At 40.0% G+C, this 15,215-nt stretch carries 14 protein-coding genes; 8 read left to right on the top strand and 6 right to left on the bottom strand.

Annotation, left to right across the window (positions count from 1 at the left end):
* Window positions 1-50: 50 nt before the first annotated feature.
* From ACWIB3_RS17365 to ACWIB3_RS17345, 5 genes are all read left to right on the top strand, one after another.
* Complete coding sequence (locus ACWIB3_RS17365; protein WP_254527870.1) at window positions 51-1,190, top strand: acyloxyacyl hydrolase; 1,140 nt, start codon at window positions 51-53, stop codon at window positions 1,188-1,190.
* A gap of 55 nt (window positions 1,191-1,245) precedes the next feature.
* Entirely contained in the window at window positions 1,246-1,944 is a 699-nt protein-coding gene (locus ACWIB3_RS17360; RefSeq protein WP_454292235.1) for an SMUG2 DNA glycosylase family protein, read from the top strand.
* Window positions 1,931-2,455, top strand: coding sequence for a DUF488 domain-containing protein (locus ACWIB3_RS17355; protein ID WP_454292234.1), 525 nt, complete (start codon window positions 1,931-1,933; stop codon window positions 2,453-2,455). The genes ACWIB3_RS17360 and ACWIB3_RS17355 overlap by 14 nt, the downstream gene beginning before the upstream one ends.
* Before the next feature lie 16 nt (window positions 2,456-2,471).
* The gene (locus ACWIB3_RS17350; RefSeq protein WP_313262131.1) at window positions 2,472-2,684 is read left to right on the top strand and encodes a hypervirulence associated TUDOR domain-containing protein; all 213 of its coding nucleotides are present in this window, start codon (window positions 2,472-2,474) and stop codon (window positions 2,682-2,684) included.
* A gap of 140 nt (window positions 2,685-2,824) precedes the next feature.
* Entirely contained in the window at window positions 2,825-4,096 is a 1,272-nt protein-coding gene (locus ACWIB3_RS17345) for a chloride channel protein (RefSeq protein ID WP_454292233.1), read from the top strand.
* 787 nt (window positions 4,097-4,883) lie between these two features.
* Here the strand turns inward: ACWIB3_RS17345 and ACWIB3_RS17340 are convergent.
* The 5 genes from ACWIB3_RS17340 to ACWIB3_RS17320 form a co-directional block, all read right to left on the bottom strand.
* A complete protein-coding gene (locus ACWIB3_RS17340; RefSeq protein WP_254527878.1) occupies window positions 4,884-5,483 on the bottom strand; it encodes a hypothetical protein in 600 nt (199 codons plus the stop codon).
* A 6-nt stretch (window positions 5,484-5,489) separates the two neighbouring features.
* The gene (locus ACWIB3_RS17335) at window positions 5,490-6,233 is read right to left on the bottom strand and encodes a hypothetical protein (RefSeq protein ID WP_454292232.1); all 744 of its coding nucleotides are present in this window, start codon (window positions 6,231-6,233) and stop codon (window positions 5,490-5,492) included.
* 161 nt (window positions 6,234-6,394) lie between these two features.
* A complete protein-coding gene (gene pyrF / locus ACWIB3_RS17330; protein WP_313262128.1) occupies window positions 6,395-7,228 on the bottom strand; it encodes an orotidine-5'-phosphate decarboxylase in 834 nt (277 codons plus the stop codon).
* Window positions 7,229-7,234: 6 nt separating this feature from the next.
* Complete coding sequence (locus ACWIB3_RS17325) at window positions 7,235-7,831, bottom strand: TlpA family protein disulfide reductase (protein ID WP_185218415.1); 597 nt, start codon at window positions 7,829-7,831, stop codon at window positions 7,235-7,237.
* 2 nt (window positions 7,832-7,833) lie between these two features.
* The gene (locus ACWIB3_RS17320; protein WP_185213656.1) at window positions 7,834-8,577 is read right to left on the bottom strand and encodes an RluA family pseudouridine synthase; all 744 of its coding nucleotides are present in this window, start codon (window positions 8,575-8,577) and stop codon (window positions 7,834-7,836) included.
* A 120-nt stretch (window positions 8,578-8,697) separates the two neighbouring features.
* Here ACWIB3_RS17320 and panB point away from each other — a divergent pair, with 120 nt between their 5' ends.
* Entirely contained in the window at window positions 8,698-9,513 is an 816-nt protein-coding gene (panB, locus tag ACWIB3_RS17315) for a 3-methyl-2-oxobutanoate hydroxymethyltransferase (protein ID WP_313262124.1), read from the top strand.
* A 2-nt stretch (window positions 9,514-9,515) separates the two neighbouring features.
* Window positions 9,516-10,118, top strand: a complete 603-nt coding sequence (locus ACWIB3_RS17310; RefSeq protein WP_454292231.1) for a hypothetical protein — start codon at window positions 9,516-9,518, stop codon at window positions 10,116-10,118.
* Here ACWIB3_RS17310 and ACWIB3_RS17305 read toward each other — a convergent pair.
* Window positions 10,115-11,404, bottom strand: coding sequence for a Gfo/Idh/MocA family protein (locus ACWIB3_RS17305; protein ID WP_313262123.1), 1,290 nt, complete (start codon window positions 11,402-11,404; stop codon window positions 10,115-10,117). The genes ACWIB3_RS17310 and ACWIB3_RS17305 overlap by 4 nt on opposite strands.
* A 136-nt stretch (window positions 11,405-11,540) precedes the next feature.
* On the opposite strand from ACWIB3_RS17305, the gene ACWIB3_RS17300 reads away from it, so the two are divergent.
* Entirely contained in the window at window positions 11,541-14,429 is a 2,889-nt protein-coding gene (locus ACWIB3_RS17300; RefSeq protein WP_454292230.1) for a heavy metal translocating P-type ATPase, read from the top strand.
* The last annotated feature ends 786 nt before the right edge of the window (window positions 14,430-15,215 follow it).

Raw genomic sequence — 15,215 nt, 5'->3', positions numbered from 1 at the left:
AAGTTATTACTATTTTTGTCGACTTATGTATAATCCATAATTATTATTCTGTGATTAAGCACACTATACTTATCTTATTTACGCTTCTACCCTTTTTGGCCAACAGCCAAATAACGCAAATCAAAGAGGAAATCAAAAAGAGTCCGTTGATCCTGGAACTAGAAACCGAAAACGGCGGCATTCTCGCTCAAAAAGGTCTTAAATCTTCAACCTATGAAGGTGCATATTATAATGGATTAAACTTTAAGATCGGTTGGAAACAGCGCGCTAAAAAAGATCAGTATTATCAAATATACAACTACCCTATTTATGGTATCGGACTATATTCTAGCACCTTCAATACCGACATCTTAGGTAGCCCTTTCGCAATTTATGGCTTTGTCCAAACTCCAATCGCTCCAAAAGAGGACAGCCGCTGGAGCTATGATTACCGCATTGGCCTTGGTCTATCCGGAAACTTCAAGCCTTACAACGAAAATGAAAACCCATTGAATCTAGTCATAGGATCAAAAAACAACGTGTTTATTGACTTAGGGATCAGAACCCAATATAAAATCAATCCACATTGGAAAGCTGGAGTTGGATTGGCATTCCATCATTTCTCTAATGGAGCACTCCGATTGCCTAACAAAGGTGTAAACTTGGTGCCTTTGACTGTTTCGGTAAACTATCAATTTAATCCTGACATCAAGATCAATCGAGATTCTGTACTTAAGCCCTATTCCAAAAAGATCCTTTACCATGTTAATTACGGTGTAGGATTTAAACAATTAAAGAATGAATCTGATGAACGGTTCTTTAAATCTACTTTGAGCCTTTATGCCAGTAGACATGTTTCTTATAAATGGAGGCTGGGTGGAGGATTTGACCTCTTCTATTCCTCATCAGGAAATGACGCCGAAATAGCGGGGGACAAATCTGGAAAGTTAAGTTCTAAATTATCAGGAGGCCCTTCCTTCTATGTGGCCCATATCCTCAATGAAAAACTGGTCCTGAACGGTAATGTGGGCTATTACTTGCACAACCAACGCTTCAACGGCGAAATCAGGCGTGTGTTCTTAAGAGCAGGTGCCCGCTATTACGTCTATAAGAACATCAATGCAGGGGTTTCCATTAAAGCTCATATGGGCAAGGCCGATTTCATCGAATGGACTGTCGGTTACACTTTCAATAGAGATAAAGGAAATTAAACCTAGCTTTTTCGTACCTTTAATGAAGCAATAGGAAACCAAATCCATTTGTCAAATGAATTTTGCAGATAAAGTAATTGACTTCAACCAAAGGCTTCAATATACAGGCAAATTACCCGAGGGATTTTTTGTGATGAACCCTTTTATGGATAATCCTGAGACCCTGGAAGTCATGCGGAAATTCTACAATCAATATTATGCCGACAACAATCCCCGAAAATTCCTGATCGGAATCAATCCCAGTAGACATGGTGCCGGCGTTACAGGTGTCCCCTTTACAGACACAAAAAGACTGGAATCGGCATGCGGTATAAAAATGACTTCTGCACGTACTCATGAAATATCTTCCGTCTTTATGTATGATATGATTAAAGAATTTGGCGGAGCAGCCGAGTTTTACAGAGAATTCTATATTAACTCCCCTTTCCCATTGGCCATAATCCGTGAAGTTAAACCCGGCCAATTCCTCAATGCCAATTACTACGATGACCCCAAACTCTTCCTTGCGGTTAAAGATTTCATGATCGAATCCCTAAAAAGCCATATCGAATTAGGTCTTTACCAAGATGAGGTCTTTATTTTAGGAAAAAAGAATGCCCAATTCATCCATAAACTCAATCAGGAAGCCAATCTATTCGATAAACTGACAGTCCTTGAACACCCTCGCTTTATTCAGCAATATAAATCAAAAGAAAAACCACTCTATATAGATAAATACTTAGTCGCATTCAATCAAAACAATGGAACGGTCTAAGATCATATACAGCATTGGGCATTCGACCCATCCCATCCAAGAGTTTTTGGATATGCTGGACTCCTTTGACATTGAACTCCTGGTCGATATAAGAAAGTTACCTGGTTCTCGTAAATTCCCGCAATTCAATCAGGATACACTCAAGATCTCCTTAGAAAACCATGGAATCAAATACATCCATCTGAGCTCCTTGACCGGTCGTAGACCTGCTCACAAGGACAGTCATAATAACGCATGGAGAAACCCTTCCTTTCGGGGTTATGCCGATTATATGGAAACAGATGAATTTAAACAGGGAATCATTGAATTAGAAGCTATGGCAACTGAACAAAAAACGGTCTATATGTGCTCAGAGGCTGTTTGGTGGAGATGCCATCGATCTTTAGTTTCCGATTATCTGAAGATACGAGGATGGCAAGTCTTTCATATTATGGCTATTGGCAAAGCTCAGGAACATCCATATACCTCAGCAGCCAGCATTGTAGACGGTAAATTAAATTATTCATCATAAACAAAAACCTATTATCATGGACACAAATTTCAAAATTGGTGACCTGGTCAGCTGGAATTCTGAAGCAGGTCGGGTTTCTGGAACCATCATCAAAATCCATACTAGCGATTTCGATTATAAAGGCTACACCCATCGAGCCAGCCCGCAAGATCCGCAATATGAAATCAAGAGCAGTAAGACCGACCACATCGCTGCCCATAAAGGAAAAGCATTAACACTCGAAAAATAATTTAATTAATGTAACAATACATGTTACATAAACTCATTTTTTCTACAAATAACTTAAATTTGTCGCATTCTCCCACTTGACTCTTGATTTAGGTTCAATTACGCATATTCCCGGCGTCAAGTTTAAATTCACTTTCTAAAATGAATAGAAAAAAAGTCATTCATCAAAATTATTTCAAGCTCTTTGCCATTTCTTTAATAGTAGGTTTACTGAGTTCTATTCTTGCTGTTTCCCTGCGCTATATTACAGAAAAGACCGAACATCATATGTTCAATTTTGTCTCTGAAACCAACCCTTACATATTCATCATCCTTCCTTCAATTGGTATCACCATCATCTACTTCCTCAGAAAATATGCCTTTCAGGGAAGGAAAAACAAGGGAATGACTGAAATCTATAAAACTTTGGACCTTAGGAAAGACCACTTACCCCTATTTAAGATTCCATCCCACTTCATCAATGGATTCTTGACCGTAATCTTTGGAGGCTCTACGGGAATTGAAGTTTCTACAGTGGTTTCTACGGCAACCATTGGAAATGAAGTGTACAAGAAAAACTTTTCGGCCAAACTCTATAAAAGGGAACTTATCTGTGCAGCTTCGGCAGCAGGGGTTGCCATATTGTTCTCCAGCCCTTTAGCTGGATTGCTCTTCGGTATTGAAGCCATCAGCAGAAAATTCAAACCGACCATTTTGATCAGCTGCCTGGCCTCCACCTTAGTTGCAGCATTATTTATATATGGTTTAGGAAATGAACGGATCATCCCTACGCAGATCGTGGAATGGAAATGGCAAGCTACGCCATTCTTTTTACTCTTAAGCCTTTTAGGCGCCTTGTTCGCTGTAGGATTCACCTTATTGATGATCAGGATCAAGACTTTCTTCGGAAATATCAATAACAACTTTATACGGGTCAACTTAGGCGCTATTACGGTCGGAATTCTAATTTTCTTCTTTCCAGTTCTATTCGGAGATAGCTACCACGGTTTAAATGAAGTCCTTCATGCAGAAACAAATTCCATGGGTTATTTGTTCCTACTTGTATTATTGAAACCATTGGCATCCTCCCTTACCTTAGGTGCTGGAGGCGACGGAGGGGTATTCGCACCAAGCATTATTGTTGGAGCTTTCTTAGGCCTGCTAGTAGCAATTTTCTGCCAAACTTTCCTTCACATGGAGGTAAGTCCAATCAATTTCGCACTTATAGGTGCCGGATCAGCTCTTTCAGCAGCTATTTATGCGCCCTTTACATCCATTTTCTTGATTTGCAATATCGTGCCTAATGGATACAGCTTAATCATTCCATTGATCGTTTGTTGCTTGGTATCAAAATATTTGGCTTACAAACTCCTACCATACAATGTATACACCTACGACATGTACAAAGAAAATTTAAAGAATTCCTTGGTGTAGTTTAGCTATCCATACATTTGAAAGTTAAGTGTTACTGTTATGTTGAGAAGTAAAAATTTGAGGTAAATTTATTGGAAGGTAATGACAGCAAGTTGTCAATGAAAATTAATTAGCTCTTTTATTTTTTAAATATAGAACCCCTTTCGGGGTTCCATTATTTTAGCTGGCATGGCACGTTAGCCTGGAAGTTGCGCAAAAACGTTGTTCGATTAATCGAACAACGTTTTTGCATTAGCCCAATATTGTTTACCATCCATGCTAAAATAATTCATCCCCTCTAGGGAGGTATGGCGGATAAAAAAATTCTTCTGGATAATAATTATAGGTATAAATACCTAGAAACACAGTTCTATCAAATTTGTAATTGGCAGGCACGAAACATCTCGGAACATTAGAATCATTATGCTGTTGGCGAACAGGTCATCCATCTTCGATGGATGATGACAAGCACGTTGTGCGACATTTACGGACTGATTCTTCACTCCCCGTTCAGAATTGGATATTCCTGAGAGGGATTCAGAGTGAAACGAAGAATCTATTTTTTATTTTATTTAGAGTTGTTTGTCATTCCGCTATCGTAAGATGAGGAAACTATTTTTTATTGCTTTATTCCCATAAAGGGGAAATACTGAAAAATATTTCACCCCCGCTAAGGGTTATCCCTTAATTCTATGCCCTTCTACAAAGATCCCACCCCTGCTGGCGAATTTATACATCTCAATACTCATATCTCAAATCTCAAATCCAAATAACAGAAAAGGGGCAAATTTCATTTGCCCCTTTTCTGTTATTTAAACAGCTTAAATATCTTACTGCCAAAATTCTTATCGACGGTGATATAGGATGGATAATAAATATTCTGCCCTGCGATACGGATAGAAGGTTTGATCTTAAGGACCATAAAGCCTTCAGATTTCTTGTTCAGGAGTTCATCGAAAAACTTCTCAAAGCCATTTTCTTTGGCTTTATTAAAGATATTGGCTTTGAATGTCATCGGAACAATGGTGCTTTGCCCTTGGGTCAAACTTACATTCTGATCTACCGTACCCTCAAACAGAGGAGAATTCTGGATCTCAATGACATATTTGAAAGAGTTAAAAGCAGCTTTTTGAGCTTCCGGATTGGTAACTTTCAGATTCACCTTACCTTCTAAAGGAAGTTCCTTGCTGAACAGAGCTACCGCCAATCCTGCAATCGAGGACATATTATAGTTCCCATCCGCTCCCTTGAAAGATTCCAAATTCTTGCCATTGAACTTCACCTGATCAACCGACTCGACATCATATTCGCAGTCTGCCAAAGCCTTAATCTGGGCTTTTTTGTTTACTTGGCAACCAGATAACATCAGGATTGCCAGAACGGATACTATTCCTATTAATTTTCTCATATTCTATTACTTTCTTCCAAAATTATAAATCAAACCAAGTGTAAAAACAGCATTTCCAGGTTTTAAATACTGATTGTCCATCAGACCAATATTCCAACCATTGGTATATTGGATTTGAAACCCTTTATTCAATTCCAACCTCGTAAAGAAAACAGGCTCTATATACACATTCTCTTCCAGCTGTGAGGCAACCTCATTGAGCTCAAATCGATCCATCTTGACACGGCTCAAGCGAATAGCTGTTCCATAGTTTAGAGTCCTCTTCTTGCCAAAAAGATTAATCTTGTTTTTTCTTGTTGACGAAAAATTTGCCTGAACGAAGATTTTGTTGAAGTCAAGGTCTCTTGTTTCCACTGGATCGGCCCCTGTGGTGCTCGCCCTCTTATCAACATCGGTTGTCGCTCCTACGCCATAACCGCCATAGAATTCCAGTACACTTCGCTTAGCTTTTCCAACTACCGTATAATAGCCTAATCCACCTTCATACAGATATTGTTTGAAATCATTATTGTCTGAATGGTAATTGATATAGGAGCCATTTCCGATAATGGCAAGGTGGTCGGTAAATGCAACACCTAGGTTGCCGCTTAGGTTCCCCTTAGGGTTAACATGTGCCGCAATATACCCTTCTCCTTTGTTATTAAACATCGGTGTTGCTGGAACATTGGGCAAATAAACTGAACTACAACTGCTCAAACAGGCGACCCCTGCAAGCAAACCCCACAAATGGGATGACTTTACTTTATTCATAAAACTCATTATCCCTGCATCTCCACAAATTATTATGCCAAAGATTCAGAATTTAAAAAAACTTTCATGTTTTCGCCGAAATTCAAACGATCATGAAAGTTTTTATAGCCTTTTGAGAAAAGACTGCACTATATTGATTTTATTTTTTAATTCAGATAAACCTAGATAACTCCATGGATTTCAAGTTGCTCTTGCATTTCTTTCTGCAATAGCACAGCCTCCTCACGAGCTTTCTCAGCAAAGTCTCTACCTTTCGAAGCGTAGATAATTCCACGGGTACTATTGACCAAAAGTCCACAGTCTTTATTCATTCCATACTGGCACACATCAGCTAAAGATCCACCTTGCGCTCCAACACCTGGAACCAACAGGAAATGATCGGGAGCATGCTCTCTAATTTTAGTGAATGCTTCCCCACGTGTAGCTCCAACAACATACATCAGATTCTCCGAACTCCCCCAAGTATTTACCTTGTCGATGACTTCTTCAAACAATTGCTTTCCCTCTACATTCTGGAAATTCTGAAAGTCCAAACTACCTTGATTGGAGGTCAATGCCAGTACAATTGCCCACTTACCCTCAAAATCAAGAAATGGAGTAACCGAATCCTCTCCCATATAAGGAGCAATGGTAATGGAATCAAAATTCAACCCCGAAGATTCCGGATTGAAAAAAGCCTGCGCATACATCTTGGAGGTATTGCCAATATCGCCCCTCTTGGCATCTGCAATACTGAAACAATCCTTTGGCAAGATCTCACAGGTCTTACGCAGGGATTCCCAACCTCTTACGCCATAACTCTCATAAAAAGCAATATTCGGTTTATAAGCTACACAAAGATCTGCAGTGGCTTCAACGATAGCTTTATTGAATGAAAAAATTGGATCTTCCTCATCTAAGAGATGTTCTGGAATTTTCGTGATATCGGTATCCAATCCTACACATAAAAAGCTTTTCTTTCTTTTAATATTGTCTATTAGCTCTTTCTTGGTCATTATATATTACTGATTTATTAATGAGATCATGAAATCCTCAAACTCCTTGGTTGAATAGTCTGCCATGCCCTTATGGTCAAAAGCAAGAGCTCCCTGTTTATTCAGCACAACCGTGGAAGGAATTGATCCACTTAACCAAGTTGTTGGTATCTCACTTTCAGGATAATATATGGGCATATTCAACTTCTCCTTTTCCATAAACGCCTTCGCACCATCTGCATTATGCTCAATCTCTACTAGCATAAACACAACCTTATCATTATCCTTATACTTATCATATAGTTTTTGGATAGATGGCATTTCGGCACGGCAAGGACCACACCAAGTTGCCCAGAAATTGATAAAGACAACTTTCCCCTGGAGTTCATGGGTTTGGATCCTTTTTCCGGTATCATCGGATAGGGTTACTGTTTCCGTCATCACCATAGGGGTTGCGGAAGGCTCTGCAGCCGTTTGTTTTGGGATTGAGGGATTAAAAAGACCTATTTTCATTAATCCTCTTTGAATTGCTGTTCTGGTCGTTGGTGTCAATACCAATATTGCCAAAACAATAATAAGGACCCAGGATAAAATATTTTTTGTGTTGTTTTTCTTTTCGGCCATGATTATGAATCAAATTTCTCCAACTGTTTCAACAAAGTAGCAAAATCTTTCGGATATTCTGCCTCAAATGCATACTCTTTACCATTCAAAGTAAACTTAACCGCCTTGGAATGCAGAGCAAAGCGCTTCATGATCGGCAATTCTTCTTGATCCTTAGAAAGTGTAAATCCTCTTTTCTTGATTTGGGAAAGATATACAGGTTTCCCACGGTACATTGCATCGCCTACGATGGCAGCATGCTGGGTAGCAAGATGGATACGGATTTGGTGCATCCTACCAGTAATCGGCTTACACTCCACTAAAGTAAAATGTTTGAAATATTGGATACTGTTGAAAATTGTCTCTGCAGGTTTCCCATTATAGCGATCAATGGTCACATTCTTATTTCCTTGGTTCAGGATCGGTAAGTCCACCAGAAGATCTTCAAAAACATGGGTCCCTCCAATAATGGCATGATAGGTTTTATCGACCCTACGTTTTTCGAATTCTATTGACATGAGCCTATAGGTTTCTGGATTTTTCGCAATCAGGAGAACACCGGAAGTATCCTTGTCCAGTCGGTGACAGACCTGTGCGTCTGGAAAATAGTTTTTCGCCAAGCGAAGGATATTCACCTCATCACCTCCCCTTGCATCCAATGAGGCCACAAAGGGTGGTTTATTGATAACAATGAGGTTGTCATCCTCGTGTATGATCAGTTCGTTGAATTTCGGGTATTTAAATAGATTTTTCTCTTGTTGAGCCATAACCGCAAAAATAAGAATTATTGCTAATTTTCTATAATTCAGCGTAGTTTAAGCAATAGGTTAACATTCAGGTTGATACTCCTACAAAAATGCCTACTTTTGCAATAAAAGCAATCTAACATGTCAGTAAATAAAGTAATCAAGCGAATTACAACATCTATTATTCGCGATATGAAAAACAGAGGGGAGAAAATCAGTATGCTTACTTCTTATGATTATTCAACCGCAAGAATCTTAGATGATGCCGGTGTTGATATTCTGTTGGTAGGCGATTCTGCTGCCAATGTTTTCGCAGGTTTTGAAACCACACTGCCTATTACGCTTGACAATATGATCTATCATGCTTCAGCGGTAGCTAGAGCAGCTAAACGCTCCATGGTCATCGCCGATCTTCCTTTCGGTGAATATCAAGGTGCTACTGAAGATGCTTACAAAGCAGCGGTCAGGATGATGAAAGAATCCGGCGTACATGCCATCAAATTAGAAGGTGGAACTGAAATCATTGACAACATCAAGAAAATCGTACAATCTGGAATTCCGGTTTGTGGACACTTAGGCTTGACCCCTCAATCCATCTATAAATTTGGTGATTTTGGTGTCCGTGCTAAAGAAGATGCTGAAGCCGCAAAATTAAAGGAAGATGCCATAGCCCTTCAAGAAGCAGGATGTTTTGCCGTTGTCCTGGAAAAGATTCCTGCAGCTTTAGCAGGCGAAGTTTCCAAGATGTTGGACATCCCGACCATAGGAATTGGAGCAGGTAATCTCTGCGATGGCCAAGTCTTGGTCGTTAATGATATGCTGGGTATTACACAAGAGTTTAAACCTAAATTCTTGAGACAATACCTAAACTTAAATGAAGAGATCAACAAAGCCGTGAAGCAATACGTGGCCGACGTGAAAGCACAAGAATACCCTAACGAATCTGAACAATATTAATCATGAACAAAATCCTTCTTATTGTAATCCTTGTCGGTATATTGATTTACTTTCTGTCGCGAAGAGTGATGATGAAGGGCAAATCTACTGCTGTTCAAAAAAGCAATAAGCAGGGCTTTTTTCTTGTGGAGAGTGGTGCACCCATTATCCAAAGGACCATCAAGAACACCCTGTTCAGTGTAGGTATTGGGGTTGTACTCTTTGTTATCACGATCGTATTGGCCATGAAGATCAAGATTATCCTTTTCATGCTTCCGATCAGTCTCTATCTCATGAGCCAACTATTTCTCTTGAACAATCAATTGAAATATGCCAAGGATCAAAGGATATGGTTCAATCCAAATACCAATGATGTGCTGATTGAATGGCTAAGTGGAAATAGAGTTTCTTTTAATTTGCTGAAGGATGTTCAGCAAGTTCGTGCGGTTAAATCTGTTCAGAAGAACAATCAGATATTATTTGGTTATTATGAACTCTGCGTTCATAATAACCAAGTTTTTGTGCCCTTTATTTTGGAAGATAATCAGATGAATACACGTTTCTTCAAAACCATGAAAGAAAATTATTCCATCAATCCTAAATCTTCCTTATACCCCATCATTTAAACCTGGGGTAACTTATAGCCGTTATGGTAGCCCGCTGCCAATAATTTATTGGCTTCAGCTTCTTTAAATCGTTGTTTATCTTTTTCCCAATAGATCTTTTTCCCTGTTCTATAGGCAATGTTTCCCATTTGGGAGAATTTAGCAATATGACTTCCTACCTCTAGGGGAGCATTTAAAATATTTCCATTTTTGGTCCGGATGGCTTCCACAAAATTCTGCATGTGCAGATCCAGTCCATTGTCTACTTTCTTCTGATAGGGAACAGCCTCCATCCTATCCATCTCTGGAATCACTTCCCAGCCATTTCTATCCAATACCAAAGTGCCATTGTTACCTATAAAGGCAATACCGTGTTCACGACTATATGGACCTCCTGAAATACTGGTTGCATGTTCCCATTGGATATTGAATCCATCAAATTCATAGACAGTAGTCAAGGTGTCAGGGGTATCACCTGCATCATCAGGATAAGCAAATTTACCTCCTGCTGCCATGATGGAATTCGGATCTGAAACCTTCATCCCCAATAGCGCATAATCCAATAGATGGACTCCCCAGTCGGTCATCAGACCACCTGCATAATCCCAGTACCACCTAAAATTATAGTGGAAACGATTCGGATTGAATGGTCTTGTCTTAGCGGGACCTAACCAAGATTTATAATCAACACCTGCTGGAACTGGTCCATCAGGCTCAACTGGAACACGCTTTTTCCAACCTAAGTAAGCCCAAGCTTTTACTAAGCGAACCTTCCCTAATTTCCCTGAATGCACAAATTCAATGGCATCCTTAAAGTGCTTCTGCGATCGTTGCCACTGTCCTACCTGCACAATGCTGTTATACTTTTCTTTCGCTGCTAGCATGGCATTACACTCCACAATGGAATTCCCAATGGGTTTCTCCACATAAACTGCCTTACCAGCTTTACAGGCATCCACCAACATCAAGCAATGCCAATGGTCAGGCGTACCGATTATGACAGCATCGACCTCAGGATCTTTCAATAAGGCTTTATAATCTTTATATACCTTAGGTTTTTGACCTAAAGCTTCTAATTGTTTCTGCCTTTCCTGAATCACAGCATCATCCACATCACAGATAGCGGTGCAACTTACATTGGATACTTTTAGGATGGAACTTAAATCGGACCAACCCATCCCCTTGATACCAATAGCGCCAACACGCAGGGTAGATTGTTTATTCGTCCTACCATATAATGATGTTAAGTGCAAAGCAGGAAATAGCAAAGCTGACTTATAAATAAATTCTCTTCTTGAAATGCTCATTCGTTTTAGGTTTCTATGAATTTACGGATCTTCCTGCAAATTCTACATAATTTTATAACTATTAATGGAAATTATGTAACAATTCTAAACCCAATTCTCCTGAAATTTGTATTCATTAATAACGATCAATAGCATAATGAAGAATCACACATATAAAGTAACGGGTATGACCTGCAATGGCTGTAGGACCAACGTCGAGAAAAAGCTGAATGAGATTCCTGGGATCAAAGCTCAAGTAAGTCTTGAAAAAGCAGAGGCACAATTGCAGACAGATGAACCTATTCAAATTTCTGATCTTCAAGATAAACTCAATGAATTGGGCGGTCATTATCAGATCCATCAAGAGGATAATATGGATAGTCATGCCCCAACCGAAAAGACATTCTCAGTGACTGGAATGACCTGCAATGGCTGCAGGACTAATGTGGAGAAAAAACTGAATGAAATTCCGGAACTTCAAGCTACCGTAAATCTTGAAAAGGGAGAAGCCCAGATCAAAGCAAAATCTCCCATTTCCAACGAAGAACTACAAAATAAATTGGATGAATTAGGTGGACATTACCATATCCAGGAGAAAGGAAGTGCCCCGCACATGCATCATCAACATTCGCATGAGCCTGAGCTATCTGAAAGTGGAGAATATATCTGCCCAATGTTTTGCGAGGGTAAGGACAAGATTTACCATGAACCTGGCAGATGTCCGGTTTGTAATATGCATTTACGCCCTGTAGAAAAAGTGGACTTCAATGCTCCCTCCCATCAACATCAGGCACAACCGACGGTCAATGCCAGTAATGCAGGGAAATACTATTGCCCTATGATGTGCGAAGGAGACAAAGTCTATGATAAATTTGGTTCTTGTCCAGTTTGTGGAATGAATTTGGAAAAAATTCCTGATACCACCCTTAAAGTGGAATACACCTGCCCCATGCACCCAGAAATCGTTCAGGATCACCCTGGAGATTGCCCAATCTGCGGAATGGAGCTTGTCCCTAATCAGGTTACTGAAGAAGACGACCAACATTATCGGGATCTCTTAAAGAAATTCTGGATTTCTGTCGCATGTACTGTACCCGTTTTTATCCTTTCCATGGGCGATATGTTGCCAGGTCAACCGATCAGTCAGCTTATCCCGTATAAAGTCAATGCCTGGATACAGCTAATCCTAACTTTACCAGTGGTTTTCTATACCTGTTGGATGTTTTTCCAACGTGCATGGACCTCTTTCAAGACCTGGAATTTAAATATGTTCAGCCTGATTGGCCTTGGTGCTGCAGCAGCCTTTATTTTTAGTTTATTGGCCTTTTTCTTCCCGCAGATCTTTCCTGAAGAACTAAAGGGACATCATGGAGAAGTCCACCTGTATTTCGAATCCGTTGTGGTCATCCTTACCTTGGTGTTATTAGGTCAGGTAATGGAAGCCAAAGCCCATTCTAAAACTAACTCTGCCATTAAGGAATTGATCAAATTAAGTCCTGCTGAAGCTATCCTGGTTGAAAATGGAAAAGAAAGGAAAATATCGATCCACGATGTTAAAGTAGGGAATATCTTAAGGGTAAGAGCGGGAGATAAAGTCCCAGTAGACGGAATTGTGACTGAAGGTAATACTTCCATCGACGAAGCCATGATTACCGGAGAGCCTATTCCCGTTGAAAAATCAAAAGACGATCAGGTAATCGGTGGAACCATCAACGGAAACCATGAGATTTTGATCAAAGCGGAAAAGGTGGGTTCTGAAACCCTCCTTTCCCAAATCATTCAGCTGGTAAATAATGCCAGTCGAAGTCAACCCCCTATTCAAAAACTGACCGATAAGGTTTCCAAAATATTTGTCCCTGCCGTTATTGCCATTGCAATCTTGACCTTTATCCTTTGGAACATATCATCCGTCCCCAATAGTACGGCCATGGCTTTTTCAAATATGTTGGCTGTATTGATTGTTGCCTGTCCTTGTGCATTAGGTCTTGCAACGCCTATGTCTGTTATGGTGGGAATTGGAAAAGGAGCGAAAAATGGCATCCTGATCAAGAATTCGGAAGCACTGGAAAAACTTGAAAAAGCCAATGTGCTGGTTGTGGACAAAACAGGTACTATTACAGAAGGAAAACCTTCCGTATCTGAAGTTACTTCTGAAAACGACAAATTCTCAGAAAATGACATCCTTCAGATCGCAGCATCTGTGAATAAGAACAGTACCCATCCGCTGGCACAGGCCATGACGGATAAGGCCAAAGAAAATGGCTTACAGCTATTAGATGTTGCTCAATTTGAAAACATTTCAGGCAAGGGTGTCAAAGGCCATATATTCCATATGACCGCCTTACTTGGAACACCAAGATTAATGGAAGAACAGCATATCGAGGTCAGCAATGAACAACTCCAAAAGATTGAGGAATTACAGAAAAAGGGAAATTCTGTATCCGTACTTGCCATCGATGGAAAAGTTGCTGGCTTGGTTGCCGCATTTGATGCCTTGAAAAAAAGCAGCATAGAGGTAATCAAGAGATTTATGGAAGAGGGTGTTGAAGTCTATATGTTTACTGGGGACAACCAAAATACTGCAGATATCGTTGCGAAAGAGGCAGGTATCGAACATGCGAAAGGCAGTTTATTGCCTGAAGACAAACTAAATGGTATCAAAGAACTGCAAAAGGCTGGTAAAAAGGTGATCATGGTTGGTGATGGAATCAACGATGCTCCAGCTTTAACCCAAGCAGATGTGGGTATTGCCATGGGCACCGGAACAGATGTTGCCATCCAAAGTGCAGAAATCACCTTGATTAAAGGAGATCTTATCGGCGTGCACAAAGCCTTCAAGCTAAGTAAATCCATGCTGAGGAACATCAAGCAAAACCTATTGTTCGCATTTTTATACAATGTCATCGGTATTCCCATTGCAGCCGGTATATTATATCCATCTTTTGGGATTCTGATGTCCCCAATGATCGCAGCTGCAGCCATGAGCTTGAGTTCTGTATCTGTAATTGTCAATTCATTGAGGTTAAATGCAGTGAAATTGGATTAAGAGGAAAGGATTTAGGATCTATGAAAATAAATTCCAGAGGACATTGACATTTCATTTTTTTTCATGCTGAGACACGAAACAATTTGGAATAATACAGACCAAATCGACAAACTAGTTGAGGATTACATTGGCGTATTTTCATGAACCTTCTTTCCCCTTTTTTTGTCATGTTGAGGCACGTAACATCTCGGAATAAAACAGACCAAATCGATAAGCTGGTTGAGGATTACATTGCTGTACTGTCCAGCACCTTCTTTCCTCTTTTTTGTCATGTTGAGGCACGAAACATCTCGGAATAATAAGGGTTGCACTGGCGTACAGTTCCTGCACCTTCGGTGCAGGATGACACACATTAGTAGTAGAGAACCGTACAGATTCCTCACTAATCGTTCAGAATCAAAATGCGCTAAATAGGGATTCAGAGTGAAACGAAGAATCTATTTTTTATTTTATTTTTTGAGGTGGTTGTCATCGTAAGTTTGAGAAACCTATTTCAAGTTAAGTATGGATAGTTCCGAGACCCTTCGGCAAGCCCTCAGGGTGACACAGAAAGGTATAGAAAAACATTTCACCCACGCTGTGGGTTCGCCATTACAAACATCTAATTTCTACAAACATTTCACCCCCGTTGGAGGTTTCTCAATACAAAAAACATACTTCCGGAGGAAGCCCTTTCGCCTCCGGCTCATTTCCAATGGCGGAAAAATGGAAAGAATGCCGTTGCCCTGTGCGATGGGATTGCTAAAATAATTGAACCCTTCTAGGGTTCTCTTTATTGCAAGAATT

The sequence above is a fragment of the Sphingobacterium sp. NPDC055431 genome (assembly GCF_053644255.1).
Note: the sequence above shows the minus strand (reverse complement) of the source record. Positions and strands in the feature narration are given on the sequence as shown.